We start from the raw sequence: 25,122 nt of genomic DNA, 5'->3' as shown, positions 1-25,122 counted from the left end.
GTTGATGTAGGTGCAGATTGGTTTGTCTATTTCCGTGCTGATGGCGGCGACGCGCTGGGCGAATTCTGCCGTGGTGATGCGATCGCCCGGTAGTCGCTGGTGGTACAGCTTTTCGAGTTGCTTGAGCTGGCTGGACTTTAAACCTTGAAGATGGCCGTAGATGGTTTCGATAACTGTTTCTCCCGATCGATCTGTTTATCTCCTATTTTAGTAAACTCAAGGGCGATCGTGTTCGGGTTTTAAGTTGAAATTTACTAAATTTTCTTGCCTCTAGCAGAGCGCGGATTGAGTCTTGTCGAGTCACCAGCGCCGTTGTTTGTCGCGAGGCTGCGAGCGAGCCTTTCACAGCGGCCACCTCAGCTTGCAGTTGTATTTAGTATTTACAGATACAGGCGATCGCTGAAAAATTTCGCGCAACAAAACTTAACACTTTATTTTTTGTTTCAAAATCCTCCTTTAGACTTGTGTGTATCTTGGGCCTAGAGACAGATAGCAAAGCAGAAATTAGGTCGCTACCATGAGAAGCGAACATTGTTAAGGAATGTAAAAACATGGAAACTCGTCCTACTAACGTGCCTCCTACGGCTAATGCTTACAACGGTAAAGATCGGAATGCCTTTCTGTTTGGCTTCAACCCGCAAGCAGAACTTTGGAACGGTCGCTTAGCGATGATTGGTTTCTTAGCTTATTTGCTGTGGGACGCCGCTGGATATAGCGTTCTGCGTGACATCCTTCACTTTCTGCCTACCTACATTGCTCAGTAATGAGTAGCTGTCTGTCCTGTCTGGCAGCGTGAGTAAATGCCGCCACTGCCAGACAGGCTAAAAGTTACAAATGGCAGCGAGTATGGTTTTGTCCCTTTGTATCTTTCGTTACTTTTGAATGGCATTAAGAGACTTCTTGCTGTGATTCGATGATTACGGGTGGGGGCGATGTCGCTGGCGCGGTGAATATTGACAGCAACAGATATTTATTACGTAAAGGCGATCGCTCCTGCTATATTGGTGGAAAGAAATCTCATCGAGCATTTCTGATAGTTTATGAAAAATAGGAGCATCAACCATGATTAACTCAAATTTACTGGCAGTAGTAGCATCGACTGTGACTGACACAGCCTCAGGAAATTGGCAAAAGCCTCTGGTGATGTTTATTTGCAATATCTTAGCCTTGCTAGTTCTCAGCCGCCGAATTTGGTATCCCCACGTCGGGCCGAAAATGCCTTTGCCCTTCCCGTCTTTGTTCAACAATGTTAGCGTGCCGGCATTTCTGGCTTGCATGAGCGCAGGTCATTTGCTGGGAGTATTGGCGATTTTGACGCTGAGTATCGACAAGGCTATCTAGTAGCAATTGCGCCGCTGTTTGGGCGATTTCTTGCTGCAATTTGTTGGTTAAGCGGCTGACAACAAATGGCAGGGGTAAGTGAAAAGCACTCACCCCTAATTTTAATTTTCTTTATAAAATGACGCAGAAATCGGTTTTTTTACCATGCACCTACAACTAACGGGGCTTAAACAAATTTCAAGCCCAAACTAGCTTGCTCGACAGGAAATAGGTCACTGTTGGCTTATAGCGCACCCACAAATCTATAAGATATAGCTGTTGTCAAAGCTTTTAATATCTCCGTAAAAGTAGTTAAAAATTGCGATGCCCTTAGCAAGGACGCAATTCACCCTTCAACTGATACCAAATTACCAGACGGTAGACCCAAAATACTAATATTCAATGCCCATAAAGACGGCTCATTCCTCTGACGGAATACTAGGCATAATCCTAACAATTTCTGAGAATCACGATAGAATAACTCTAGCCAATTACGTTGGAAGTAGGTTGTTGCTCAAGAGTGATGATTCTTCTACAAAGAAATCAGCTTTAGAGATAGCTGGATTACCAAACCAGCAATGCCTTATGCTGAAAGCAACACAAAATATATAACTATTCATCAGGTCAATTTGGGCAGTAGTTTGTATACAGCAAACTGCTCAAATGTTGTTGGAGTGAGGCTCTCAGGGGTTCGTGCTGTGGCATAAATTCCGTCAGGGTTGGCAAGCGCACGCAGCAGCTTTCCTAACTCTTGTTGTACATTTGGTGTCGCTCCCGCTAGTGCAAGCTGGTTCTGTATCGATTCGATCGTTATCTGGACATAGTTGATTGGGTAATCGAGCATCCGTGAAAGAAGAGCCGTTATTTCAATGAGCGTTAAATTTTGGGGTTCCATGAGATTACGAGTCCATTGACCAGCCCATGTCTCATCTAGTAAATACTTTGCTGCTTCATCGTAGTCTATGGTCATCCATGTAGTGCTGCAACTTACTGTGGGTAATCCAACTTCGCTCAAAATTATCCAGCCAAACCGATTGTCCCCGTCGCTGCTAGCGATCGCCACAAATTCATATCATTTTAGGGTTAGGGAATGGGATACAACCATTTGCGAAATAATTGTGTTAAACGCGGCATGATCAAATAGGTGAGCAGGATAACAGTGAGACCTGAGATCATCAGAGATGTGAGCAACGCAGGAAGCCCTGATAGTAGCGGTACCAGCAAACGATTGAGAATAGAAATCGTACAAAAGACTCCCAACCATGTAACTAACGCCATTTTGTAGCGAGGGGGTGGAGCCTTCATCGATTTATTGGGCAGCGTAAACCAGGTTTCCAATCCGGTGAGGGTTTGAATATCTTCTGGCTTTTCAATCAAAGGCTGCAATCGCTCAATCCACTCTCGCCGAACATCAGATTCAAGCCAGGCCTTGAGATTGTCGTAGCAATCGAACTTGAGAATGACCACGTACTCAGGATGGGCGTGATGCTGGGGTCGAATAGTGCTGACACCCAGATGTCCCTTGAATTTTCGTGCATCTGCGGCGATGCCATGAAACCATGCTTCGTAACCTTCCTCGCGCCCCGGTTTCACTACATGAGAGATCACAGTGGTGACTAGAGAGTTGTCTTCACTGCTATTGCTTGCCAACGGTTCTTCCAACATATAATTTAGAGAATTAACTGACAGAAAAGTTTTATTCTGAACAACCACCCTAGAGACACCAAATTGCTCGGCAATTTTCGGCAGCACGTCTTGAAACAGAAGGGAGATTAACGAATGCGAGCGAAAAGGTTTGGCATGAGATGAAATGACTAAAATAAGACTTACAATCATTGACAATAGCTATTAAAAATACCCTCTACGTGTTAATAATGTGCTTTTTTATTAAAAGCGAAACGTCTATTTCCTCTAAATGGCTTATGGCGTAACCTGTTGCGGCATGAACTCAGTTTGCAAAATCTTACCAAATTTCACCACTCAAGATCCGCAAGTTAAGCGCTGAGTTAACGCGATCGCCCTAATCTCGACACACGTTACACCAACGCCCCTAACGCTTTCAATGTCGATTTCTGAGCATTCCTCAATCCCGTTGCCCCTTGAATATTCATACCTTCATACAGCCGATCGCCCATCAACGTCCGGTTACAGCGACCACTTGCGACATCCCACACTTTAATGGTGCCAATGATAGATTAGGTCTTTTGGGCAATTATATAAACATGACTTTCAGGATACTGGTCATATTCGAGATGCCGGCAGGTGCAATGATGCTCAACCAAAATTTGCAGGAAAGTATCTACACCCAAAGTGCTGTAATCAAAGTCTTGACCTTGAAATGCTCCCGAAACCTCGCTGCTGGTATGTCCGCCGCCACAAGTGAACAGGATCACTCCATTGGGTTCAAGCGCATCGCATAGCTTTTGTATCACAGGCGCTTGCCTGTTGATTGGCAGATGAAACGTGCTATCCCACGCTGCAATCAGGCTGTAAAGTTTCGGCGGCAGCCAATCACAAATGTCTTCCCGGTAAAACGTGATTTCTGGATGTAGCTGCTGGGCTAAATCGATCATTTCGCTAGAAATATCAAGTCCTTCAGGCTGAAATCCATGCTTGGATAAACTGTTAATAAAACGTCCGCTACTTCCACACCCGACATCAAGTGCTGCGTGCTGCTTAGAAGTAAATTTGATCGCCCGTTCTAATTGGGCAATCCCGTAGGTTGAATCTTGATGCTCAGTTTGCCACCATTGGGCAATTCGGTCGTAGCGGGCCGATGTATCATTTGGCTCCATAGAGTGACCTCATAAGTGGCGATCGAGATTTTCAGGACAATTAAAATCTTTCTCCACGGTACACCCAGACTACGCGATCGCCCCTAACGCTTTCATTGTCGCTTTTTGAGCGTTTGTTAATCCCGTTGCGGCTTGAATATTCATTACATCTTGAACACTACCAAATTTTTCAATGTTTCAATTTCTGGCTGTCAGTGGGAAAGTGGCGATTTCTGTTGCAGATTCTGGCAGAGGGGGGCGCAGACAAAGATAAACTAGCGGCCCTAACAGCGGAACTAGAGAGACTGCCCAAAAAATGCGATCGTCCGAGAGTCCGCGGCGTGCCATGTCGTCTCCCAGAAGTGAGGGAAATATTACAGCCATCAAGCAACAATCCCAAGTTATTAAATGCACAAAAGGAATTGATTGCCACTGCCTGACATAATCTCCCCAATCTCCATTTAACCAAGCCCAAGCTAACAGCCAGATAGTGGTTAGTAAAAGTACAATCCCTGTCCAGCGGGAGTCTGCTATTTTGATCGACATATCTTTGCGGCCGGAAAATTCTGGCTGAGGCTGGCGCAGGAGTAAGTAGGGAATTAAGCCGATGATGCCGGCGCCGTTGGAAGCGATGAAAGCAGGCCAAGCGGATATATTTTGGGTTTTCTCATCAATGAATAGGAGGCAAGCGTAGACCATCGGCCACACTCCCATGAGAGCGAATATCGTTACAAGGTAGGGGTTAATTCCTTCTAGCTGCAATTTGAGCATTTTTTCCATAACTGTTAGCGTTCCGGGCCGGTCGAGAGGAGCTAGCAGCAAGGTGTAGGCAATAAATGTTGCCCACAGCAACCCCAGAAACATTTTTGTTTTCATCAGATATAACGAGTAGTTGAACCCGACTAAACTAAATTATGGTAAAGTAGCGGCCGAGTTAGCGCCGTCTATCTTAGGTGATAAGCAGTTCGATTGGAACAGCGGCTGCAAACCCCGTTTTAGTTCTGGGATGAAAGGCTCTACAGCAGGCGATCATTACTTTAGGCAGACGCAGGAGCCGCGCCAGGGGAGATACATTTTAAAAAATCGGTTGTTTTCATTACACCACCCTTTATTAGAAAAGGAGTTTCAGCGGTGAACTTAATATCTGTAGAGGAACTCAAAGCGCTGGTACAACAATCTCCTGGATTGTGCGTCTCTATTTATATGCCAGTCGCTCAAGGAACAGAAATTCAACAAAATCCGATTCGGTTCAAAAATTTAATCAGAGAGGCTGAAGACAAAATTGTAGAGTACGGATTTGACAAAAAAGAAGCTGCCCAATTGCTAGAGCCAGTCCGAGCAGAAGTTGACCAGGAAAACTTTTGGGAAAATCAAAGCAACCTGCTGGCGATTTTTGTCGGTTCGGGATTTTTCCGCTACTATACCTGTCCGGTGAATTTTGATGAATTAGTGGTTGTGAGCGACAATTTTCACGTCAAACCGCTGATGCCTATGCTGACAGGAAATAATTTATTTTATGTTTTAGCTCTCAGTCAGAAGGAAGTGAGGCTAATTGAGTGTACGGCTTACAGTGCTCGGGAAGTTGAAGTTGAAAACTTGCCAAAAAGCCTTGATGAGGCTCTGCAATATGACCCGACTGCTAAAGATGGTCAGTTTCGGATTGCTACTTCAAAAGGAGGCACTAATAATTCTTTTCAGCAGCCGGGAAGTTTTCACGGTCAAGGAAGTCCGGATCGAGATGAGCCCCAGCAGGAAATTTTGCAGTATTTCCACATAATTGATGGGGCGCTTCACAAATATTTGCACAATAAAAAAGCTCCTTTAGTGTTAGCTGGAGTTGAGTATTTGCTCCCGCTTTACCGAGAAGCCAATACCTACCCGCATTTAGTTGAAGAAGGAATTACAGGCAATCAGAAACTTCTCAAGCCGGAAGAGTTGCGCGCCCAAGCTTTGCCGCTGGTGGAACCTTTGTTTTTGCAGGCTCAGTCAGAGGCGATCGCACAATACCACGATCTTACAGGAAGCGATAAAATTTCTGCTGATTTGAAAGAAGCTGTTTCGGCTGCTTATTTTGGACGGGTCGATCGACTGTTTGTTGCTCTTGGCGTTCAGCAGTGGGGTAGTTTTAATCCCGAGACGAACTCGGTGCAAATCCACCCCGAGGCAGAATTGGGCGACGAAGATTTGTTGAATGCCGCAGCAATTCAAACTATCCTCAACGGCGGAACTGTTTACGCAGTGCCGCCAGAAAAAGTGCCGGACGAGGCACCTTTAGCTGCTATTTTCCGCTATTAATTTACCAGGTTTAAACCAATGGAATCTACTTCAATGACAAATTCCGACAAACAAAACCAAAGTAGCAGCGGCGATACCGAACGCTGGGCATCTTTAATTGGTGGCGGGGCGCTCGTGCTTTTTGGTTTATCGCAGCGTTCTTTGAGAGGTGCTTTGCTGGCGGTTGCGGGCGGCGGTTTAGCGGCGCGCGGTTTGGGGGTTGTGGAGGGTTTGCAGTCGGCTGCAGATCCGAATCAAAGCATTAAAGTTGAAAAGACGGTGACGATCGACAAACCGGCTGATGAATTGTACCGTTTATGGCGCAATTTTGAAAATTTGCCTCGGTTTATGAAGCATCTCAAACACGTTACGGTCATCGATGAAAAACGTTCTCACTGGATTGCCAGCGCGCCGATGGGCAATAGTGTGGAATGGGATGCAGAGATTGTCGGCGAAGAAGAAAATCGCTTAATTGCTTGGGCGTCTGTTGAAGGAGCTGATGTTGACAATTCTGGTTTTGTGCGCTTTCAACCGGCATCAGCGGGACGGGGTACAGAGGTAAAAGTTGTCATCGAATACAACCCTCCGGGCGGTGCAATTGGTGCTGGCGCTGCTAAACTATTTGGCGAAGCTCCCGAACAGCAAATTGCAAATGATTTGCGCCGCTTTAAGCAGTTGATGGAAGCTGGGGAAATAGCGACTACGGAAGGTCAACCTTCAGGCCGCAAGTAAGTATCGCACTTTTGGTGGTAAGCCCTTGTAGGGACACGGCGAGTGTAGGGACTTAGGACAAGCCCATAGGTGTTCAACTTAAGCTTTTTGTCCACCAGTCCTCCCGCCCACCCGTTAGTCCGCCAGGGAATGAATTCCCTGTCTCATAGCGAAAGTCCTCTCAAAGAGGACTGAAAAACTCATTAGTCGTCTTCAGACGACTTTAGCTTTGAGGCAGGGGTTTTCAACCCCTGTCGAACTATCGGTTGTACGTTAAGTTGACACCTATGGATTCTTGGAGTGTCCCTACGGCACGAGCGATCGAGCGGGATGTCCTTGAGTACAAAACGTAGAGTTTGTGATCTCAAGCTATTTGTTGTTTACCTGATGAGCTGATGTCATCTCAAGTGGTTTTCGGAAATGCGGGCGCTGAAGGTGCAAGTCGGGGCGGTTGGTTTGCGGGTCACTTTATGACGCCTGAAGATGACCCGCGATCGACTTCTGTTTTAGAGGTAAAATGGGGCACTCACCCCGCCGGAGATTGCAGGACTCAGTGGGCGGTAAATGCGGAAGCCACGACGCTTTCTATCCTGGTAAAAGGGCGGTTTCGCCTGCAATTTCCAGAACAAGAAATCTTGCTTTCTCGCGAAGGAGATTATGCTCTGTGGCTGCCGGGAGTGCCTCATTATTGGTCTGCCGAGGAGGATTCGGTGATCGTCACTGTGCGCTGGCCTTCGCTGTCGGGAGATAGTTCGGGAGTTAAGAATTAACTTTCATATCGGGAACTAAAACGCGGCCGTTATAACCCGCGCGCTGGTAGCGATCGATCGCCTCTGATGCGATAACACCCGCTTTCCCACTCTCAACCAGCGCTACGCAAGCACCGCCAAAACCTCCGCCCGTCAGCCTTGCGCCGAAGACTCCGGGGATTGACTGCAAGATGGCCGCCAGCGCGTCTACTGCCGCCACCGAAACTTCGTAGTCGTCGCGCTGGCTGGCGTGGGAAGCATTCATTAACTCACCAAAACGCTCTGCCGGCAAAGATTTTACCGCTTCAAGCACGCGGTTGTTTTCGGTAACGACGTGGCGCGATCGCCTTTTGAGGGGTTCTGGCAATACTTCGACTGCTTGGGGATCGGCGATATCCCTGAGAGCCTTAACTCCCAATATCCGCGCGGATTCCTCGCACTCGGCGCGGCGCTCGTTGTAGCCGCTTCCTGCTGCTAGTTTGTGGCTTTCGCCGCTGTCAATTATTAAAATTTCTGTGCCTGCGGGAAAAGGTACCGGGCGGCATTCGAGGCTGCGGGTGTCGATAAATAGCATGGTGTTGGTGTCTGCTAAACTCGACGCCATTTGATCCATGATGCCGCAGTTCAAGCCGGCATACTGGATTTCGGCTTGCTGTCCGATTTGAGCTAGCCGCACGTCATCTAGGGGGAGATTCAGCAGCGCGCGCAGTCCTCTGAGGGTTGCTATTTCTAAAGCGGCGCTGCTGGACAAACCGGAGCCGATCGGCACATTGGAGGTTATGTAGAGATTTATTGGCGGTACTTTGTATCCTTCTTTTTCTAAAAGTCTGAGGCAGCCACAGATATAACTGACGAAGTTTTGCGGTATTGTATCGTCGTCTGAATAATTTATGAGTTCGTCATATTCTGCTGAAAAAAAATGGTGTATAGCGTCGCTGCTGAAGCCGATTTCTACTGTTGTGCACTGGGGAATCGCAGTTGGAAGTACAAATCCATCGTTGTAGTCTGTGTGTTCGCCCAGCAGGTTTACTCTTCCGGGCGCGCTGGCTGTGGTTTGGGGTAATGTACCAAATACTCGTTGGAATTGCATTTTTTGGGAAGTGGTAATTGGGAACAAATTAATTTATTTTTTATCGTTTATCTTTTTATAGTGCCCATGTTTTTTGCTTAATTCAACCCCTGTTAACAAAAATCAACATGACCGTAGGTTAGGAAAAGATATTGAGCTGTGATAGAATGACAGGCTAAGATTTCTCCAAAAATTCAAAAAATGCGATCGACCAGACCCCGGAAACAGTTTGCTCAACATTGGCTCAAAAGCGAGAAAGCCTTAGATAAGATTGTGAAAGCGGCTTCTTTGGATCGCGATCGCGTCCTGGAAATTGGGCCGGGTACGGGGATTTTGACTCGACGCTTGCTGCCTGCGGCTGAGTCTGTTGTAGCGGTGGAGATCGATCGAGATTTGTGTCTCAAGCTAGCCAAACAACTCGGCAAAACCGACAATTTTTTACTGCTGCAAGGCGACATCTTGGAAATGGACTTAGAGGCTGAACTAACAGCATTTCCCAAATTCCAAAATCCCAATAAAGTTGTTGCCAACATTCCCTATAATATCACCGGCCCGATTCTGCAAAAACTGCTGGGAACCATATCTGTTCCTGCTGCTAAACCCTTCGATTCGATCGTGCTGTTAGTGCAGAAAGAAGTGGCCCAAAGGCTTTACGCTAAACCGGGTTCGACAGCTTTTGGCGCTTTGTCGGTGCGGGTGCAGTATTTAGCAGAATGCGAGTTAATTTGCGATGTGCCCTCTAAAGATTTTTTTCCGCCGCCCAAAGTCGATTCTGCCGTGGTGCGGCTGCTTCCCAGACAGATAGAAACTGCGGCGGTTAATCCGCGCTATTTGGAGAATTTAGTTAAGTTGGGATTTGGTAGCAAGCGCAAGATGCTGCGAAATAATTTGAAAGGGGCTGTGGACTTAGATAAACTCGTTCAATTGCTAGAAGAGTTACAGATAAATCCTCAATCTCGTGCTGAAGATTTAAGCGTGGAGCAATGGGTAAATTTGAGTAATAATATGATGTCCGATGTTTGAAGTTAACAATTTTGTTAAATACCCGAATTATTAATGAAGTCTGGTATCTGGCTATTTTGTTTTTTTATGAAGAAGGACTCTTCGGCCTGACTAGAAACAGTCGAATTTAGGTTTGTTGTGGATTTTTAAAGGTTGATTCCAGGCTAATCGGAATTTTAATAATAAATTCCGTACCTTTCCCCGGTGAAGAAATACACTGCAATTCGCCTAGATGTCTTACGGTGATAATTTGATAGCCGATCGATAAACCCAACCCTATGCCTTTCCCTACTGGTTTAGTGGTAAAAAAGGGATTAAATAAGTGCTTTATCACCGATTCTGTTATGTCGGGGCCGTTGTTGCTAATTCTGATTTCTACCATTTCACTGTCTAAAAGTTTGGTAGAAATTTTGATGAGGCGGGGATTAGCTTCATTGTCTGCAATCGAATCGCTATCGCTGTCCTCTTCTAAAGCATCAATAGCATTAGCCAGGATATTCATAAACACTTGATTTAGCTGTCCGGGATAGCACTCTATTTTCGGTAAATTGCCATATTCTTTGATAACTTGAATGCTCCACAAACCTTGCTGAGCATTCAATCGGCTTTGCAAAATCATCAGTGTACTGTCAATTCCTTCGTGAATGTCGGCTAATTTCATTTCTGCTTCGTCATGGCGAGCAAAAATTCGCAGCGACTTGACAATACCGAGAATGCGCTCGGCGCCATTTTTCAGAGAAATTAATATTTCTGGCAGGTCAGAAATGATAAAATCTAAATCTACCGACTTGAGTTTTTCTTTAACTTGGGGTAGGGGATTTGGATACTGCTCTTGATAAAGATAGACCAGTTCTAGCAAACTATCGGTATACTGGCGAACGTAAGTAACATTGCCGTAAATAAAGTTAATCGGATTGTTGATTTCATGAGCAACACCAGCGACCAATTGCCCCAAAGACGACATTTTTTCGCTCTGAATTAGCTGGGATTGAGCCTGCTTCAAGTCAGACAAGGCTTGTTCGAGCTGTTGAGTTTGAGACTTTAACTCTGCGGTGCGTTCTTCAACTCGAATTTCTAATTCTTCTTTAGCTTGTTTTAGGGCAGCTTCTGCTAATTGGCGCTCGACAATTTCAGCTTCTAGGAGTTGGTTGGCAAATTCTAAATGTTGAGTTTGAGACTTTAACTCTGCGGTGCGTTCCTCAACTCGAATTTCTAATTCTTCTTTAGCTTTTTGTAGTGCAGCTTCTGCTAATTGGCGCTCGACAATTTCAGCTTCTAGGAGTTGGTTGGCGGATTATAACTGTGCGGGACTGGGAAGTGCTAGGGCTTGAGGTATTAAGTCTAGCAAAAGTATGGCTGTAGCAAATGAAAAAAGGGCAGTAATTGCTTTCATTGTTCCTGAAAGCCAATAGGTAGGATGCCAAAGCGTCCAGAGTTCAAATAGGTGAGTGATCCCACAGGCGACGATAAAGGCTCCAAACAGGGCAAAGATCCAATTAAAGGGCAAATCTTCGCGTTTGGAAATAAAATAAACCAATGTAATCGGGATGGAAAAATACGCCAGTGCAATTATAGAATCTGAGGCAACGTGAAGCCAGACTAACGGGGTATGCCAGAGATAGCAGTGACCGTGAGGAATAAATGACCCGGAACTAAAAAAAGTTTTCCACATTTCCTGCATAATTTTTCCTTTGAGTTGTGAGAAAATGGACGGGGACTGGTGTCAATTAATTTCAACCAGGGGTTTCTTTCACCTGCGGCTTAATCACCTATGCGTTCATATTCTCTGTTAGCTTCAGCAAAAATCAATCTGTATTTGGAAATCATAGGCGATCGCCCCGACGGATATCACGAACTGGCGATGGTACTTCAAAGCATAGATTTAGCCGATCGAATTGACTTGCGCGCGATCGGTACGGACACGATTCGCGTGCGCTGCGATCACCCGCAAGTCCCTCCTGATAAGAATAACCTGGCCTACCGGGCGGCGGATTTGTTGGCGAAGCAATTCCCCGATGCTTTGGCGAAATACGGCGGAGTCGAGATTGCCATTCACAAGCAGATTCCCGTGGCGGCGGGACTCGCCGGCGGTTCTGCAAATGCGGCGGCGGTTTTAGTGGGGATGGATTTGCTGTGGCAATTGGGACTTACTCACTCGGAGTTGCAAGAGTTGGGGGGAACTTTGGGTTCGGATGTGCCTTTTTGCATTGCAGGAGGTACGGCTTTGGCAACTGGTCGCGGGGATAAACTGTCGCCCTTGCCGGATTTGGCAGGCTTTTCTGTGGTGCTGGCGAAGTACCGCAATCTCAGTATTTCTACGGCCTGGGCGTATCAAACTTATCGCCAGCAGTTCAGTAATTCCTATTGTGCAGCGGAAGATTTGGGGTGCCGCCGGGAACGGCTGCATTCGGGCCCGATGGTGGGGGCGATCGCCCAAAAAGATCGATCGAAAATTGGTCAATTGCTGCACAACGATTTAGAAAAAGTTGCTTTGCCCGTGTACCCGCAGGTGTTGCAGTTGCGGCAGGCTTTTGAGTCGGCGGGGGCTTTGGGAACGATGATGTCGGGTTCCGGGCCGACGGTGTTTGCGCTGGCCGAGTCTTCAGAGCAGGCTCAGCAAGTTATGGAACGGGTTAAAAGTGCGATCGCTTCTCCAGATTTGGATTTTTGGGTAGCACAGTTTAGCAATACTGGAATTCAGATTTTTTCGGAGGGAAACGAGACGAAACCGCCGATTTCTAGGGTGTAACTCGAAGAGGGTGCGATCGCCATCGCCCGTTAAACCTGTCTAACAGGCGAGGGTCAAGATGAATCTAACTTTTCGCAGAGTCTATTGAGATCGAAGAACTGATAATATGTCATGCAAGACCGATTTTAGTTTTGGTGAATTAACCAGAAATCTAAAATCTAAAATCTAAAATCTAAAATCGCCATGACTGATTTAACTAATCCAAATTCTACTTCTAAACCTCTGAGTTCGGCTGGAGATGCAACCTCTGCATCTTCCACGCCGCCGACGATTTTGCGGTGCGTGATGGGTTCGCTGATCGCGGGCGGGTTTGCGGCGGCATTGTACGCGCTAACTTTGTCGATCGTCCAAACTTTTGCAAATTCGCCCATTCATTCTGACAATGTGACTGCGATTAATATTGGCGCGGCTGTGCGAACTTTAGTCATGGGGATAGTGGCTTTGGGTGCGGGTGTTTTTGCTTTTGCATCTTTGGGTTTGATGCTGCTGGCTGTGCAACTTTTAATTCAAAAGTTGCTAAAGAAACCTACAGCTTGAAGTCTACCAATTGCAAGAACTAGGCGACACAAACTTTCATCTGCAAGGCAAAGACTGCATAGTAAGATCGAAGCAATGGAATTATTTACGATCGGACACTCCAATCTAAGTATTGAAGCGTTTGTTTTGCTGCTGCAACAACACGGAATTACGGCGGTGGCGGACGTGCGATCGCATCCTTTTAGCCGCTATTTACCTCATTTTAATAAATCCGAAATTAAAGCTTCTCTGTCAAGTGTCGGCATTCAATATGTTTTTTTAGGCAAAGAGTTGGGCGCGAGACCCGAAGATTTAAGCTGTTACGATTCTAGCGGTAAAGCTTTATACGATCGCATAGCAGCCACTCCTCTATTTTCCCAAGGAATTCAGCGCTTGCTCAAAAACGCAGCCAATTATAAAATCAGTTTAATGTGTGCGGAAAAAGACCCGATTACTTGTCATCGGACTATTTTAGTCTGCCACAAAGTTAAAAAATTTAATTTACAAATTAATCACATTCTGTCAGATGGCAATTTAGAATCGCACCCGCATTTAGAAGAAAGACTTTTGAGCAAGTTTAACAAAGGCAAAAAAGATAATGAGCCAATTCAGCTAAGCTTGTTTGAAGTAGAGCCTCAACTTAAACAGGAAATAGTTGATTTAGAAACAGCTTATTATCGTCACGGATTGGAAATCGCTTATGTCACAAAAGAAAGCAATTAATTTATTTACAATTGGTTTTACTCAAAAAAGCGCCGAGCAGTTTTTTGATACTTTGATGAAAGCGGGAGTCCGCAGGGTGATAGATACGCGGCTGAATAATGTGTCGCAGTTGGCGGGTTTTGCTAAGCGGAAAGATTTAGAGTATTTTTTGCGAACAATTGGCAATATTGAGTACGTTCACCTTCTGGATTTAGCGCCGACTCCAGATATTTTGGATGATTATAAAAAGAAAAAGGGAGATTGGGATGTTTATGAACAGAAGTTTTTGGAGTTGATGGGCGAGCGACAAATTGAACACCAGGTTTCATCGGATATTTTAGACTGGGGGTGTCTGCTTTGTAGCGAACCAAAACCTCATAATTGTCACCGCCGCTTAGTTGCTGAATATCTCAGCGAGAAGTGGAAGAATGTCACAATTAATCATCTTTGATTTATTGAAAATACTATATCATTGTGGGACGAATCTAAAATCTAAAATCTAAAATCGAATGGCTCAAATAATTTGTCTCGCTAATTCCTGGAAAAACCACGACAGGTGCATCGCCGGAATTAATGAACTTCAAGGTAAGTGGGTGCGTCCTGTTTCCGACTTACCAGATGGTCGAATTCCTAAAGCAATGTGCCTGATAAATAGACTTGGACCCGCGTTGTTAGATGTTCTAGAAATCCCTCTGGCCAAGACGGGACCGGACTTTGGCTTTGCGTGTGAAAATCTTTCTGTTTTACCGGGAGAATGGCGGCAAGTAGGGAAAGTTGCGCCAGCATATTTGCTGAAATATTGCAATAGTCAAGAATATATTTTGCACAACGATTTGCGATATGTTACGGTGGAATATATGCAGTCTTTGCCAATGTGCGAGCGCCTAACTTTGCAATTAGTCAAAGCAGTAAGATTTACGGTAAACGAGCCAATTAAAAGAAAGCAAGGTGGTAATAAATGGAAAGGATCTATTGTCACGCAGCATGGTCAAAGATTGACTGCAACAATTACCGATCCGGTGTTTATTCTAAAGTTAGAATTGGGGTATCGACCGCAAAAAGCTTGTTTGGTAACAGTGAGTTTGAGTATGCCTTGGCGGCCCGATGATTGGAAGGGAGATGACCCTTGTTGGAAGTTGATTGCGGGTGTGGTAGAGTTGCCGGAAGATGTTGTTGATGATGAAATTTAGTTTTGACCAAAATGGGCTATCGATTATTTATTTCTTTTTATTTCCCGCAAAAACTCTGTTCATGCTATAATTCTGCGGGACTGTAGCAGAAAGGGGTGCTTTTTGATGAAAGCAGAATTTTATTTTGACTGTCACAAATATATTTGCAGTTTAGTTCAAGTAGATTTTGTCAAAGAATTAAAAATAAAAAATCATCAAGGTTTTGTTTTGGCTGTTAAGCAAGGAGAAAAGATTGGACTTTTGGGGAAAAGCCGCCATAATGCTAAACAAGTTGATGTATCTAAGCCGCATTTTTATAATGTAATTAAAGCGGCTATGAGCGCTTTGGAATTAGAAACTAAAAATGAGGTGATATTAGAGAGAAATCGAACTATTGCTGATGCCGAAGAAATGATTCAGCAGCAAAACCGAGAAATTCGCATTCTCAACGAACAGATTAGAATCCTTGTGACTAAGGTTGAGGAATTGTCAAGGGAAAAGCAGCAGTTATCAATGCAGCTAGTAGACAAGGAAATCAGAGAAACTGAAATTAGTCAAGAACTCGCTCATCTTTACTCTAAAGAAAAATATATAGTAACCCCGGAAATTGAGCATCGGAGTGGAGAAGTTGAAATTAATGAAAAAATCGAAGAATTGTCTGTTCAAGCTTCTGGGTTAGCGGGGCAGTTAATCGCAAATCAACAGAATTCGGAGGAGATCGAGGAAGACGAAGAAATCAGCGGGGGCGATGTTGAAATTGTTGATTTTGAAATTATAGAACAAGTAGAAGAAAATTTTAAAAAAGTAGAAGTTCAAGGAGGCGAAAGTGAAATTAAGCGGCTGCCTAAAAGAGCTTCCAACAAAAGCATGAGAAAGAAATCTTAATGCTTTAGTTATATAGCAATCCTCGCATCACTTGTGAATTTCTTACTGGCGAACGAGCGGGTTCGGGGAGGGTTGGAGTAGGGTAAAAATTTACGACTCCTGCAAGGATTGCTATATGACTCGTTTAATTGTGGCGATCGCATTTTCGCCAAATTCCTCAACAGTTAAGCGAAAAAATCCCTCGCAACTCGCCTGTTTTCCCCCCGCAGCCTCGCCCACAACAGAATTTTGACAATTATCCAGGGCGATCGGTAAAATTACAGGTACGATCGAACTATTGTCAGCAGCATTAAATCCTTGAGTAATTAGTAGTTTGGCAACAGTCACATAATTGTTGACAATATTGCACAATAGATAAAATTGTAAATATATAGCACCGGCGTTTTTTTACCGCTTATGAATAGCAGATTCCTCGATCGACTCCACCACCCCTCACGCCCCGTCATCGTCTTCGACGGCGCAATGGGAACCAACCTGCAAGTCCAAAACCTCACCGCAGAAGACTTTGGCGGCAAAGAATACGAAGGCTGCAACGAATATCTCGTCCACACCAAACCCGAAGCCGTCGCCAACGTGCACCGGGGATTCCTCGAAGCAGGGGCCGATGTCATCGAAACAGACACCTTTGGCGCGGCTTCCATCGTTCTCGCCGAGTACGATTTGGCAGACAAAGCATATTATCTCAACAAAACTGCCGCCGAACTTGCCAAGGGTATCGCCGCCGAATTTTCCACGCCAGAAAAACCGAGATTTGTCGCAGGATCGATCGGGCCAGGCACCAAATTGCCAACATTAGGACACATCGATTTCGACACTCTCACCGCCGCTTTTGCCGAACAAGCAGAAGGACTTTATGACGGCGGCGTTGACTTATTTATTGTCGAAACTTGTCAAGATGTGCTGCAAATTAAATCAGCATTAAATGCGATTGAAGAAGTATTTAAGAAAAAAGGCGCGCGAATTCCGTTAATGGTATCAGTCACAATGGAAGCCACCGGCACCATGTTAGTCGGTTCCGACATCAGCGCCGCCCTAGCCATTTTGCAGCCGTACCCGATCGACATTTTAGGCCTCAACTGCGCCACCGGGCCCGATCGCATGGCCGAACACGTCAAATACCTTTCCGAACACTCGCCCTTCGTCGTTTCCTGCGTTCCCAACGCCGGTTTACCCGAAAACATCGGCGGCCACGCGCACTACAAACTCACGCCAATAGAATTAAAAATGGCCTTGATGCGCTTTGTCGAAGACTTAGGCGTGCAAGTCATCGGCGGCTGCTGCGGAACCCGCTACGATCACATCCGCGAACTAGCAGAAATTGGCAAAACTCTTAAACCCAAAATCCGCGAAATTACTTGGGAACCATCCGCCGCTTCAATTTATAGCGCCCAACCCTACGAACAAGAGAATTCCTTCTTAATTGTCGGCGAAAGACTCAACGCCAGCGGTTCCAAAAAATGCCGCGATTTGCTAAACGCCGAAGACTGGGACGGTTTAGTAGCAATGGCCAGGGAACAAGTGCGAGAAGGCGCGCACATTCTTGATGTCAACGTGGATTATGTCGGCCGCGACGGCGTGCGAGACATGAAAGAATTAGTTTCCCGCGTTGTGACTAATGCCACTCTCCCTTTAATGCTGGATTCCACCGAATGGGAAAAGATGGAAGCAGGCTTAAAAGTTGCGGGCGGCAAATGTTTGCTGAATTCCACTAACTATGAAGACGGAGAACCGCGTTTTTATCAAGTTTTGGAGTTAGCGAAAAAATACGGCGCGGGCATAGTTATCGGGACAATTGACGAAGACGGGATGGCCAGAACTGCTGACCAAAAATTTGCGATCGCCCAGCGCGCCTATAACGCCGCCGTCGCCTACGGAATTCCCCCCGAAGAAATCTTTTTTGACACCCTAGCATTGCCCATTTCGACCGGGATAGAAGAAGACAGAAAAAACGGCAAAGCTACCATCGAATCGATCCGCCGCATTCGCCAAGAATTGCCCGGTTGTCACGTAATCTTAGGAGTTTCTAACATTTCCTTCGGCTTGAATCCGGCGGCGCGGCAAGTCTTGAATTCGATGTTTTTGCACGAAGCAATGCAAGCCGGGATGGACTCGGCAATTGTCAGCGCCAATAAGATTTTGCCCCTCGCCAAAATCGACCCCAAACACCAAGAAATCTGCCGTAAACTGATTTACGACGAACGGGAGTTTGACGGCGATATTTGCGTTTACGACCCCTTGGGCGACCTGACAACGGTGTTTGCGGGCAAAACCACAAAGCGCGATCGTACAGAAGACGCCAGCCTTCCGGTAGAAGAACGCCTGAAGCAGCACATCATCGACGGCGAACGCATTGGGCTCGACATCCAACTCGCCAAAGCATTAGAAACATATCCGCCCCTCCACATTATCAATACTTTCCTGTTAGACGGGATGAAAGTAGTCGGAGAATTGTTCGGTTCGGGACAAATGCAACTGCCATTTGTATTGCAGTCAGCAGAAACCATGAAAGCGGCAGTTGCCTATTTAGAACCGCACATGGAAAAGTCCGAATCTGGGGACAATGCCAAAGGCACATTCATCATCGCTACTGTCAAAGGCGACGTTCACGATATCGGCAAAAACTTAGTTGATATTATTTTATCAAACAACGGCTACCGAGTGATCAACTTGGGAATTAAACAGTCGGTTGACAATATCATCGAAGCCTACGAAAAGCACAAAGCCGACTGTATTGCCATGAGTGGGTTGCTGGTAAAATCTACTGCGTTCATGAAAGAGAATCTGGAAGTGTTCAACCAAAAAGGAATCACCGTCCCGGTAATTTTGGGCGGGGCAGCTTTGACTCCCAAGTTTGTGCATGAAGACTGCCAAAATACTTACAAAGGTAAAGTTATTTACGGCAAAGATGCGTTTTCTGACTTGCACTTTATGGACAAACTCATGCCAGCAAAATCTGCTGGAAATTGGGAAGACTTGCAAGGATTTTTAGATGAAACAGAGGATGATAATGAGGCGGTTAAAGAAGCTAAAGCGGCGCCAGAAACTTCTGTAGAAGATGCCAAGAAAGCAGACACTCCTGTGGTGATAGATACCAGGCGATCCGAAGCAGTTGCAGCAGATATCGATCGCCCGACTCCTCCTTTCTGGGGAACGAAACTGTTGCAGGGAGAAGACATCCCCTTTGAGGAGATTTTCTGGCACCTAGATTTGCAAGCTTTAGTGGCCGGTCAGTGGCAGTTCCGCAAGCCAAAAGACCAATCGCGGGAAGAATACGACGCTTTCTTAGCTGAGACAGTTTATCCGAAATTGGAGGAATGGAAACACAAAATTATCACCGAAAATTTACTGCAGCCGCAAGCAATTTACGGGTATTTTCCCTGTCAAGCTGAAGGCAATTCTTTGCATTTGTACGATCCAGAAATCATGGCTGGCGGGCAAGATTTATCGACACCCGCTGCAACATTCACATTTCCCCGCCAAAAATCGGCGCGCCGGCTGTGCATTGCCGACTTTTTCGCGCCCAAAGAATCGGGTAAAATCGATGTATTTCCGATGCAAGTAGCGACAGTGGGAGAAATTGCTACAGAGTACGCGCAAAAGCTATTTGCTAACCATCAATATACCGACTATCTCTACTTTCACGGATTAGCGGTGCAGACAGCGGAAGCAATAGCAGAATGGACTCACGCGCGAATTCGCCGGGAATTGGGCTTTGCTAGCGAGGAACCGGACAACATTCGCGATATGCTGGCACAAAGATATCGCGGTTCGCGGTACAGTTTCGGCTATCCTGCTTGTCCGAACATGGCGGATCAGTACAAGCAACTGGAATTGTTAAAGTGCGATCGCATCAACCTCTACATGGATGAAAGCGAACAACTTTATCCCGAACAATCAACAACCGCAATTATCACCTATCACCCAGTGGCCAAATACTTCACCGCTTAATTTCTAGGGTGCGCCGCGCCCACATTCCTCGGTGAATTATACTCGTTACCAGGCTCTTCCTGGTAACGCAGCTCCGGAGGCTTGGCTCCACTTACAGCAGTAAAGCTTGTAGTATCGTTCCCAAAACTGTCCGGAGTATTGGCCCAGAAGGTAATATCATTGCTGACCGAAAATTTGGGTGCAAGCCCCGTCCTTTTAGGACGGCTTTAATTAGACTTCTTGAAAAAGCGTTTCAACGTTTGCTCATGGTTGTGGTATAATCAGCTAGGAGGATAGAGCAAATGTTTCATTTAGTCTACGAATTCAAACTCAAACCAACGGCAGGACAAATAGCAATCTTTGAAGATTGGCTAGAACAATGCCGTCGCGTATACAACTACGCATTGGCAGAGCGTAAACATTGGTTTGAGTCTCGTAGTTGTCGAATTAACGCTTGCTCTATCCGGTCTGAATTTATCATTGGGGCCGAAACGAAGCGACCAACTTATGCGAGCCAATGCAAAAGCTTAACTACAGCTAGAGCAAATATACCTGCTTTGGCTGCCGTCGGCGTACACGTCCTACAGCAAACACTGAAAAGGCTTGAAAAAGCGTTTGTGAGTATGTGGGAACAAAAACACGGTTTCCCCCGCTTTAAGAAAGCAGGAACAATGCGATCGTTTGTGTTCCCACAATTGGGGGTTAATCCCGTCCAAAATCAAGCGGTGAAGCTCCCTAAAATTGGTTGGGTTAAGTTCCATCAATCACGGACTATCCCTGATGGTGCAACGATTAAGCAAGCAAGGATAGTCCGTAGGGTTAGCGGTTGGTACGTGATGTTAACCCTACAATGGGACGTTTCAGTACCCAATCTAATGCCCCACGGTGAAGGTATCGGAATTGATGTGGGACTAACTAATTTTCTAGCAACTTCTAACGGTCTTTTAGTCAAGCGCCAAAGATTTTTTAAAGACGCAGAACGCAAGCTTAAATTGCTGCAACAACGTGTCTGTCGGAAAAAACTAGGTTCTAACAATTGGCGTAAAGCTCAAAAGAAAGTCGCAAAACTGCATGAATACGTTGCTAACAGTCGGAAAGATTGGCATCGTAAATTATCTCATCAAATCTGCCAAAATGTGGGAATGATTTTCGTTGAGGATCTGAATTTGATTGGGCTGTCTAGGGCGATGCTAGGGAAACACTGCTTAGACGCAAGCTGGGGTCAGTTCTTCACCATCCTAGAGCAAACTTCTTGGAAATATGGCGTGTACTTTCAAAAGGTAAGCGCTCATAAGACGAGTCAAGTTTGCCCCAATTGTCTAGCAGAAACAGGAAAAAAACAGCTTGATGAACGTACTCATTCATGCTCGAACTGTGGCTATACAACGGACAGAGATGTTGCAGCCGCTCAAGTAGTTCTAATTAGAGGACTTGCAGCCGTAGGGCATACGGTCAAGATGCTTGCCGAGGGTAAATTCATTGGAATCCCTGCGAATCAAGAATCCCCTCGCCTTTAGGCAGGGGTATGTCAAAATGCGTAACGCCTAAATCTAACACTTGCGTTTAACCAAAGCGTCCACTAATGTACTCTTCGGCTTCTTTGGTTTGGGGAGAACGGAAAATTTGTTCAGTGGGACCAAACTCCACCAATTTGCCGCGTCGTTTGCCTTGATCGTCCGTTTCTGTATTGAAAAAAGCCGTCGCATCCGCGATTCTGGACGCTTGCTGCATATTGTGAGTCACTGTAATAATTGTGTATCGTTCCTTCAGTTCTAAGCACAGTTCTTCGACCTGTCGCGTAGAAATGGGGTCGAGAGCAGAGCAAGGTTCATCCATCAATAAAACATCGGGTTTCATGGCGATCGCGCGGGCAATACAAAGCCGTTGTTGTTGTCCCCCGGATAATGCTGTTCCTTTATCTTTCAGCTTATCCTTGACCTCATTCCAGATAGCTGCTTGTCTGAGGGAAGATTCTACTAATTCATCCAGATTTCCTTGATAACCGTTGGTTCTGGGGGCATAGGCAATATTTTCATAAATGCTCTTGGGAAAAGGATTCGGTCTTTGAAACACCATTCCCACCTGTCGCCGCAATTTAACAGAATTCACTTGCGGATCGTAAATATCGCGGTTGCGGTAAATAAGTTTCCCTTCCACCTTGGCACCAGGGATTAAATCATTCATGCGATTGAAGCAACGCAATAAGGTACTTTTGCCACAGCCTGAAGGACCGATAAAAGCCACAATTTTTTGACGGGGAATTTTGATATAGACATCGACAAGGGCTAAAAAGCCATTGTAATAAACCTTTACGCCTTCTGCATTAAACACGCTATCGTCCGTTTTGAGTTTGGTATTACTGTCAGTCATCTGAAATAGTCTCCTTAATCTTGACAACTCAAGTTAATTAATGGCTGGAATAGCGTTGGCGCAGATAGATAGCGACGCCATTAAGCCCCAAAATCAAGATAATCAGCACAATAATCGTCGCTGCGGCTGCACTGGCAAACCCCGGTTCAGGACGAGTGATATAGCTGAAAATTTGAATGGGTAACGCCATAAATCGTTGGAATAAACCCGGATTAAACGTGAGGAAACTGACAGCACCCACGACCACCAAAGAAGCAGCATCCCCCATGGCGCGGGAAACAGAAATAATCACCCCCGTAAGAATTCCCGGAATGGCATAGGGTAAGACATGGTGTTGGATGGTTTGCCATTTGGTAGTTCCCAGTCCATAGGAAGCATTTCTCAGGGAATCGGGAACGGCGCGGATGGCCTCCCTCGCCGTGACGATAATGACAGGTAAAGACAATAGGGCAAGGGTTAATGCCCCCGAAATCAAGGTAGGCCCAAACCCTAGTAAATAGTTAAAGACCCCTAAACCCAGTAAGCCATAGACAATAGAAGGAATCCCCGCTAAATTCCCGATATTTATCTCAATCACGGCCGTCCACCATTTTTTAGGGGCATATTCCTCTAGGTACAAAGCAGCCCCTACCCCAATGGGAACCGCAACCAGAAGGACGATTAGTCCCAGAAAGAAACTCCCAATAATGGCTGGACGGATACCTCCGCGTTCGGCAAAACGGGAAGGCGTTTCCGTGAGAAACCCCGGTGTTAGCAATCTGCCAAGTCCATCATGAAGGATATTAAGAACCAGTAAGGCGAGGACAAATAAACCGATGAGTAATCCAATTAAGAATAGATACTCAAAGACTTTACCGATCGCTTCTCGGCGTTCTAGGTTATCGGTAAATTCGGCAGTTTTGACGGAATTGTTTGTTGAAGTTGATTTAACCATAGCAATCAGTCGTATTTTTCCTTAAAGCGACTAGAAATCCAGAAGCTGGCCATATTGAGAGACAATGTAATCAGGAACAGAACTGCTCCCACCGCATACAAAGTCTTAAAACTGAGGCTACCCCTGGGACTATCTCCCCCCGAAATCTCCGCCATAAAAGCGGTCAGGGTGGCGACGGATTCCATGAAATTGAAAGTGAGGCGAGGCTGCGATCCAGCCGCAATCAGAACGGTCATGGTTTCTCCCACTGCGCGGGAAACGCCTAAAATAATCGAAGCCATAATCCCAGACAAGGCTGCCGGAAGAACCACATTAAAAATGGTTTCTAGTTTGGTAATGCCCAAGGCATAGGAACCTTCCCGCAGAGAACGGGGAACCGATTGAATAGCATCTAAGCTGATGGAACCGACGGTGGGGGTGATCATAATGCCCATCATTAACCCAGCGCTGAGGGCATTAAAAATCTCTAAGGGGAAAAGATGCCGCAGAACCGGAGTGACAAAGAGCAAAGCAAAGTAACCATAAACTACTGTGGGAATTCCCCCCAATAACTCCACAGCAGGGCGCAACACGGCTGCCACTTTCGGTTGGGCATATTCACTCAGGTAAATGGCTGAAGACAAACCCAAAGGAACCGCCACAGCCATAGCGATCGCAGAGGTTAAAAACGTTCCGTTCAGCAGCGGCCAGATGCCAAAATGGGCATCGGCAAACAGCGGAGTCCATCGGGTATCCAGAAAAAACTGGGCTAAAGAAACTTCTTGGAAAAAACCCAAAGTCTCTTGGAAAATGATCCAGACAATACCAAAGGTTGTGGCAACGGACACGAAGGCACAGGCAAATAAAACCGCACTAATAATCTTTTCGGGGACATCTTCCGAAGACTTCTTAAGCAAGGAGTCATCCGCAGCGAAAAGGGAGTCATCAAAGGAACTAGGAGTTAGGGTCATGGGCTTGAGATTTCCTCCTTAAATAAAGTTAGTAATGGGTTCACCGGGTTTGGCTTTTTTGAATTTCGTTCCGGTTTCACGCCGCTCAAATTTTTGCTTAGTTTTCACATAAGCTTCATCGGGTAACGCCACATAGCCCACACCATCTACCCATTTCCAAGAATTTTCTAAATAGAATTTCACGAATCTTTCAAGGGAAGGATTGGTGTCAAGGGCTTTTTTATTGACGTAGATAAAGAGGGGGCGAGAGAGGGGGCTATAGATATTTCTCAGAACGTTATCAAGGGGAACTGGTTTAACACATTTTCCATCCGCATTTTCAATCGCCACCCCGTTCAATTTGTCTTGGTTTTGGAGCAAGAAGGCAATTCCCAGATAGGCCACTCCCGATTTATTGCCAATCACCCCTTGAACGAGGGTATTTTGGTTGCGACTGGGGGTAAAGTCGGTACGACTATTTTTCCTTTTACCCGTTACGGCTTGGGTGAAATAATCAAAGGTTCCTGTATCGGAAGGAGGGGCAAACAGCAACAGTTTTTCGTCTGGAAAGTCGGGATTGATTTGCTTCCAACTGGTAATCTTGCCTTCAGATTTGGCATTCCACATTGTGTCTAATTCTTTAATCGTTAGACATTTGGCAAAGTTATTTTCCTTATTAACCACTACCGCAAGACCATCAAGAGCCATCGGCAGTTCAATAAATTCGATTCCTTTGTCGGCACATTTTTTGATTTCTTCCTCTCTGATGGTGCGAGAAGCCCCCGCAATCTCAAGGTTTCCAGCACAAAACTTGCTAAACCCTCCCCCTGTGCCACTGGCCGCGACGCTGACTTGGGCATTGGGATAAAGTTTTTGGTATTCTTCGGCGACGGCGAGGGAAACGCTAAAGCCCACAGCACCACCATCAATACTGATTTGCTGTTCCTTATCTCCTGAATTGCCACAACTCGTCATCAGGTTGCCGATGACGATGAGAGGGATTAGGTAAAACCAACGATAAAATTTCATCTTTCTACCCCCG

At 45.8% G+C, this 25,122-nt stretch carries 27 protein-coding genes; 15 read left to right on the top strand and 12 right to left on the bottom strand.

Annotated features, from left to right (window positions below; translation table 11 throughout):
• Nucleotides 1-22: 22 nt before the first annotated feature.
• The 3 genes from QUA71_RS05660 (at nt 23) to QUA71_RS05650 (ending at nt 1,341) form a co-directional block, all read left to right on the top strand.
• Nucleotides 23-148, top strand: a complete 126-nt coding sequence (locus tag QUA71_RS05660) for a hypothetical protein (RefSeq protein ID WP_263053573.1) — start codon at nt 23-25, stop codon at nt 146-148.
• Nucleotides 149-551: 403 nt separating this feature from the next.
• Nucleotides 552-764, top strand: a complete 213-nt coding sequence (locus QUA71_RS05655) for a chlorophyll a/b-binding protein (protein ID WP_190656884.1) — start codon at nt 552-554, stop codon at nt 762-764.
• A 298-nt stretch (nt 765-1,062) separates the two neighbouring features.
• Complete coding sequence (locus QUA71_RS05650; protein ID WP_333216098.1) at nt 1,063-1,341, top strand: Photosystem I reaction center subunit PsaK; 279 nt, start codon at nt 1,063-1,065, stop codon at nt 1,339-1,341.
• Between the two features lie 598 nt (nt 1,342-1,939).
• Here the strand turns inward: QUA71_RS05650 and QUA71_RS05645 are convergent.
• The 4 genes from QUA71_RS05645 to QUA71_RS05630 form a co-directional block, all read right to left on the bottom strand.
• On the bottom strand, nt 1,940-2,290 hold the full coding sequence (locus QUA71_RS05645) for a hypothetical protein (RefSeq protein WP_333283183.1): 351 nt from the start codon (nt 2,288-2,290) through the stop codon (nt 1,940-1,942).
• Between the two features lie 113 nt (nt 2,291-2,403).
• A complete protein-coding gene (locus tag QUA71_RS05640; RefSeq protein ID WP_333283181.1) occupies nt 2,404-3,156 on the bottom strand; it encodes an antibiotic biosynthesis monooxygenase in 753 nt (250 codons plus the stop codon).
• 359 nt (nt 3,157-3,515) lie between these two features.
• Nucleotides 3,516-4,115, bottom strand: a complete 600-nt coding sequence (locus QUA71_RS05635; RefSeq protein WP_333283179.1) for a class I SAM-dependent methyltransferase — start codon at nt 4,113-4,115, stop codon at nt 3,516-3,518.
• 177 nt (nt 4,116-4,292) lie between these two features.
• Nucleotides 4,293-4,970 carry a DUF2834 domain-containing protein gene (locus tag QUA71_RS05630; protein ID WP_333283177.1) on the bottom strand — a complete coding sequence of 226 codons (678 nt, stop codon included), beginning with the start codon at nt 4,968-4,970 and terminating at the stop codon, nt 4,293-4,295.
• A gap of 255 nt (nt 4,971-5,225) precedes the next feature.
• On the opposite strand from QUA71_RS05630, the gene QUA71_RS05625 reads away from it, so the two are divergent.
• From QUA71_RS05625 to QUA71_RS05615, 3 genes are all read left to right on the top strand, one after another.
• Nucleotides 5,226-6,389 carry a baeRF3 domain-containing protein gene (locus QUA71_RS05625; RefSeq protein WP_333283175.1) on the top strand — a complete coding sequence of 388 codons (1,164 nt, stop codon included), beginning with the start codon at nt 5,226-5,228 and terminating at the stop codon, nt 6,387-6,389.
• Between the two features lie 18 nt (nt 6,390-6,407).
• Nucleotides 6,408-7,100, top strand: coding sequence for an SRPBCC family protein (locus QUA71_RS05620; protein ID WP_333283172.1), 693 nt, complete (start codon nt 6,408-6,410; stop codon nt 7,098-7,100).
• Between the two features lie 374 nt (nt 7,101-7,474).
• The gene (locus QUA71_RS05615) at nt 7,475-7,849 is read left to right on the top strand and encodes a signal peptidase I (RefSeq protein ID WP_333283170.1); all 375 of its coding nucleotides are present in this window, start codon (nt 7,475-7,477) and stop codon (nt 7,847-7,849) included.
• On the opposite strand, the gene galK is transcribed toward QUA71_RS05615, so the two are convergent.
• Nucleotides 7,839-8,918 (bottom strand): galactokinase, encoded by a 1,080-nt coding sequence (galK, locus tag QUA71_RS05610; RefSeq protein WP_333283167.1) that lies wholly within the window; start codon nt 8,916-8,918, stop codon nt 7,839-7,841. The two genes, QUA71_RS05615 and galK, sit on opposite strands and share 11 nt — an antisense overlap.
• A gap of 180 nt (nt 8,919-9,098) precedes the next feature.
• On the opposite strand from galK, the gene rsmA reads away from it, so the two are divergent.
• Nucleotides 9,099-9,920, top strand: a complete 822-nt coding sequence (rsmA, locus tag QUA71_RS05605; protein WP_333283164.1) for a 16S rRNA (adenine(1518)-N(6)/adenine(1519)-N(6))-dimethyltransferase RsmA — start codon at nt 9,099-9,101, stop codon at nt 9,918-9,920.
• A gap of 106 nt (nt 9,921-10,026) precedes the next feature.
• Here rsmA and QUA71_RS05600 read toward each other — a convergent pair whose 3' ends face one another.
• Nucleotides 10,027-10,911, bottom strand: a complete 885-nt coding sequence (locus tag QUA71_RS05600; RefSeq protein WP_333283161.1) for an ATP-binding protein — start codon at nt 10,909-10,911, stop codon at nt 10,027-10,029.
• Nucleotides 10,912-11,193: 282 nt separating this feature from the next.
• On the bottom strand, nt 11,194-11,580 hold the full coding sequence (locus QUA71_RS05595) for a hypothetical protein (RefSeq protein ID WP_333283158.1): 387 nt from the start codon (nt 11,578-11,580) through the stop codon (nt 11,194-11,196).
• 90 nt (nt 11,581-11,670) lie between these two features.
• Here QUA71_RS05595 and ispE point away from each other — a divergent pair, with 90 nt between their 5' ends.
• From ispE to QUA71_RS05565, 6 genes are all read left to right on the top strand, one after another.
• A complete protein-coding gene (gene ispE / locus QUA71_RS05590) occupies nt 11,671-12,648 on the top strand; it encodes a 4-(cytidine 5'-diphospho)-2-C-methyl-D-erythritol kinase (RefSeq protein ID WP_333283156.1) in 978 nt (325 codons plus the stop codon).
• A 183-nt stretch (nt 12,649-12,831) separates the two neighbouring features.
• Nucleotides 12,832-13,185 (top strand): DUF3082 domain-containing protein, encoded by a 354-nt coding sequence (locus tag QUA71_RS05585; protein WP_333188503.1) that lies wholly within the window; start codon nt 12,832-12,834, stop codon nt 13,183-13,185.
• 75 nt (nt 13,186-13,260) lie between these two features.
• Nucleotides 13,261-13,887, top strand: a complete 627-nt coding sequence (locus QUA71_RS05580; RefSeq protein ID WP_333283153.1) for a DUF488 domain-containing protein — start codon at nt 13,261-13,263, stop codon at nt 13,885-13,887.
• Nucleotides 13,865-14,317: a DUF488 domain-containing protein gene (locus QUA71_RS05575; RefSeq protein WP_333060012.1), complete on the top strand. Its 453-nt coding sequence runs from the start codon at nt 13,865-13,867 to the stop codon at nt 14,315-14,317. Before QUA71_RS05580 ends, QUA71_RS05575 begins: the two co-directional genes overlap by 23 nt.
• Before the next feature lie 58 nt (nt 14,318-14,375).
• Entirely contained in the window at nt 14,376-15,056 is a 681-nt protein-coding gene (locus QUA71_RS05570; protein ID WP_333283150.1) for a dual OB domain-containing protein, read from the top strand.
• A gap of 105 nt (nt 15,057-15,161) precedes the next feature.
• On the top strand, nt 15,162-15,920 hold the full coding sequence (locus QUA71_RS05565; RefSeq protein ID WP_333283147.1) for a hypothetical protein: 759 nt from the start codon (nt 15,162-15,164) through the stop codon (nt 15,918-15,920).
• A gap of 111 nt (nt 15,921-16,031) precedes the next feature.
• Here the strand turns inward: QUA71_RS05565 and QUA71_RS05560 are convergent, their stop codons facing one another.
• Complete coding sequence (locus tag QUA71_RS05560; protein ID WP_333283145.1) at nt 16,032-16,247, bottom strand: hypothetical protein; 216 nt, start codon at nt 16,245-16,247, stop codon at nt 16,032-16,034.
• A gap of 69 nt (nt 16,248-16,316) precedes the next feature.
• Here QUA71_RS05560 and metH point away from each other — a divergent pair, with 69 nt between their 5' ends.
• A complete protein-coding gene (gene metH, locus QUA71_RS05555; protein WP_333283142.1) occupies nt 16,317-19,868 on the top strand; it encodes a methionine synthase in 3,552 nt (1,183 codons plus the stop codon).
• 281 nt (nt 19,869-20,149) lie between these two features.
• Nucleotides 20,150-21,364 (top strand): transposase, encoded by a 1,215-nt coding sequence (locus QUA71_RS05550; protein ID WP_333283140.1) that lies wholly within the window; start codon nt 20,150-20,152, stop codon nt 21,362-21,364.
• A gap of 46 nt (nt 21,365-21,410) precedes the next feature.
• Here QUA71_RS05550 and pstB read toward each other — a convergent pair whose 3' ends face one another.
• The 4 genes from pstB to QUA71_RS05530 are packed head-to-tail and all read right to left on the bottom strand — an operon-like array spanning nt 21,411 to nt 25,109.
• Nucleotides 21,411-22,217, bottom strand: coding sequence for a phosphate ABC transporter ATP-binding protein PstB (pstB, locus tag QUA71_RS05545; RefSeq protein WP_190656854.1), 807 nt, complete (start codon nt 22,215-22,217; stop codon nt 21,411-21,413).
• A 37-nt stretch (nt 22,218-22,254) separates the two neighbouring features.
• Complete coding sequence (gene pstA, locus QUA71_RS05540; RefSeq protein ID WP_332955733.1) at nt 22,255-23,151, bottom strand: phosphate ABC transporter permease PstA; 897 nt, start codon at nt 23,149-23,151, stop codon at nt 22,255-22,257.
• Between the two features lie 5 nt (nt 23,152-23,156).
• The gene (gene pstC, locus QUA71_RS05535) at nt 23,157-24,101 is read right to left on the bottom strand and encodes a phosphate ABC transporter permease subunit PstC (RefSeq protein WP_333283135.1); all 945 of its coding nucleotides are present in this window, start codon (nt 24,099-24,101) and stop codon (nt 23,157-23,159) included.
• A gap of 18 nt (nt 24,102-24,119) precedes the next feature.
• The gene (locus QUA71_RS05530) at nt 24,120-25,109 is read right to left on the bottom strand and encodes a PstS family phosphate ABC transporter substrate-binding protein (RefSeq protein ID WP_333283132.1); all 990 of its coding nucleotides are present in this window, start codon (nt 25,107-25,109) and stop codon (nt 24,120-24,122) included.
• Between the last annotated feature and the right edge of the window lie 13 nt (nt 25,110-25,122).

Source organism: Microcoleus sp. MON1_C5, from assembly GCF_036701875.1.
Classification (GTDB): Bacteria; Cyanobacteriota; Cyanobacteriia; order Cyanobacteriales; family Microcoleaceae; genus Microcoleus.
Note: the sequence above shows the minus strand (reverse complement) of the source record. Positions and strands in the feature narration are given on the sequence as shown.

Bases quoted from the DNA above. Each gene is read 5' to 3' on its own strand.
- QUA71_RS05655 (WP_190656884.1), top strand. From the start codon at position 552: ATGGAAACTCGTCCTACTAACGTGCCTCCTACGGCTAATGCTTACAAC.
- QUA71_RS05650 (WP_333216098.1), top strand. From the start codon at position 1,063: ATGATTAACTCAAATTTACTGGCAGTAGTAGCATCGACTGTGACTGAC.
- QUA71_RS05645 (WP_333283183.1), bottom strand. From the start codon at position 2,290: ATGACCATAGACTACGATGAAGCAGCAAAGTATTTACTAGATGAGACA.
- QUA71_RS05640 (WP_333283181.1), bottom strand. From the start codon at position 3,156: ATGATTGTAAGTCTTATTTTAGTCATTTCATCTCATGCCAAACCTTTT.
- QUA71_RS05635 (WP_333283179.1), bottom strand. From the start codon at position 4,115: ATGGAGCCAAATGATACATCGGCCCGCTACGACCGAATTGCCCAATGG.
- QUA71_RS05630 (WP_333283177.1), bottom strand. From the start codon at position 4,970: ATGAAAACAAAAATGTTTCTGGGGTTGCTGTGGGCAACATTTATTGCC.
- QUA71_RS05620 (WP_333283172.1), top strand. From the start codon at position 6,408: ATGGAATCTACTTCAATGACAAATTCCGACAAACAAAACCAAAGTAGC.
- QUA71_RS05615 (WP_333283170.1), top strand. From the start codon at position 7,475: ATGTCATCTCAAGTGGTTTTCGGAAATGCGGGCGCTGAAGGTGCAAGT.
- galK (WP_333283167.1), bottom strand. From the start codon at position 8,918: ATGCAATTCCAACGAGTATTTGGTACATTACCCCAAACCACAGCCAGC.
- rsmA (WP_333283164.1), top strand. From the start codon at position 9,099: ATGCGATCGACCAGACCCCGGAAACAGTTTGCTCAACATTGGCTCAAA.
- QUA71_RS05595 (WP_333283158.1), bottom strand. From the start codon at position 11,580: ATGCAGGAAATGTGGAAAACTTTTTTTAGTTCCGGGTCATTTATTCCT.
- ispE (WP_333283156.1), top strand. From the start codon at position 11,671: ATGCGTTCATATTCTCTGTTAGCTTCAGCAAAAATCAATCTGTATTTG.
- QUA71_RS05585 (WP_333188503.1), top strand. From the start codon at position 12,832: ATGACTGATTTAACTAATCCAAATTCTACTTCTAAACCTCTGAGTTCG.
- QUA71_RS05580 (WP_333283153.1), top strand. From the start codon at position 13,261: ATGGAATTATTTACGATCGGACACTCCAATCTAAGTATTGAAGCGTTT.
- QUA71_RS05575 (WP_333060012.1), top strand. From the start codon at position 13,865: ATGTCACAAAAGAAAGCAATTAATTTATTTACAATTGGTTTTACTCAA.
- QUA71_RS05570 (WP_333283150.1), top strand. From the start codon at position 14,376: ATGGCTCAAATAATTTGTCTCGCTAATTCCTGGAAAAACCACGACAGG.
- QUA71_RS05565 (WP_333283147.1), top strand. From the start codon at position 15,162: ATGAAAGCAGAATTTTATTTTGACTGTCACAAATATATTTGCAGTTTA.
- metH (WP_333283142.1), top strand. From the start codon at position 16,317: ATGAATAGCAGATTCCTCGATCGACTCCACCACCCCTCACGCCCCGTC.
- QUA71_RS05550 (WP_333283140.1), top strand. From the start codon at position 20,150: ATGTTTCATTTAGTCTACGAATTCAAACTCAAACCAACGGCAGGACAA.
- pstB (WP_190656854.1), bottom strand. From the start codon at position 22,217: ATGACTGACAGTAATACCAAACTCAAAACGGACGATAGCGTGTTTAAT.
- pstA (WP_332955733.1), bottom strand. From the start codon at position 23,151: ATGGTTAAATCAACTTCAACAAACAATTCCGTCAAAACTGCCGAATTT.
- pstC (WP_333283135.1), bottom strand. From the start codon at position 24,101: ATGACCCTAACTCCTAGTTCCTTTGATGACTCCCTTTTCGCTGCGGAT.
- QUA71_RS05530 (WP_333283132.1), bottom strand. From the start codon at position 25,109: ATGAAATTTTATCGTTGGTTTTACCTAATCCCTCTCATCGTCATCGGC.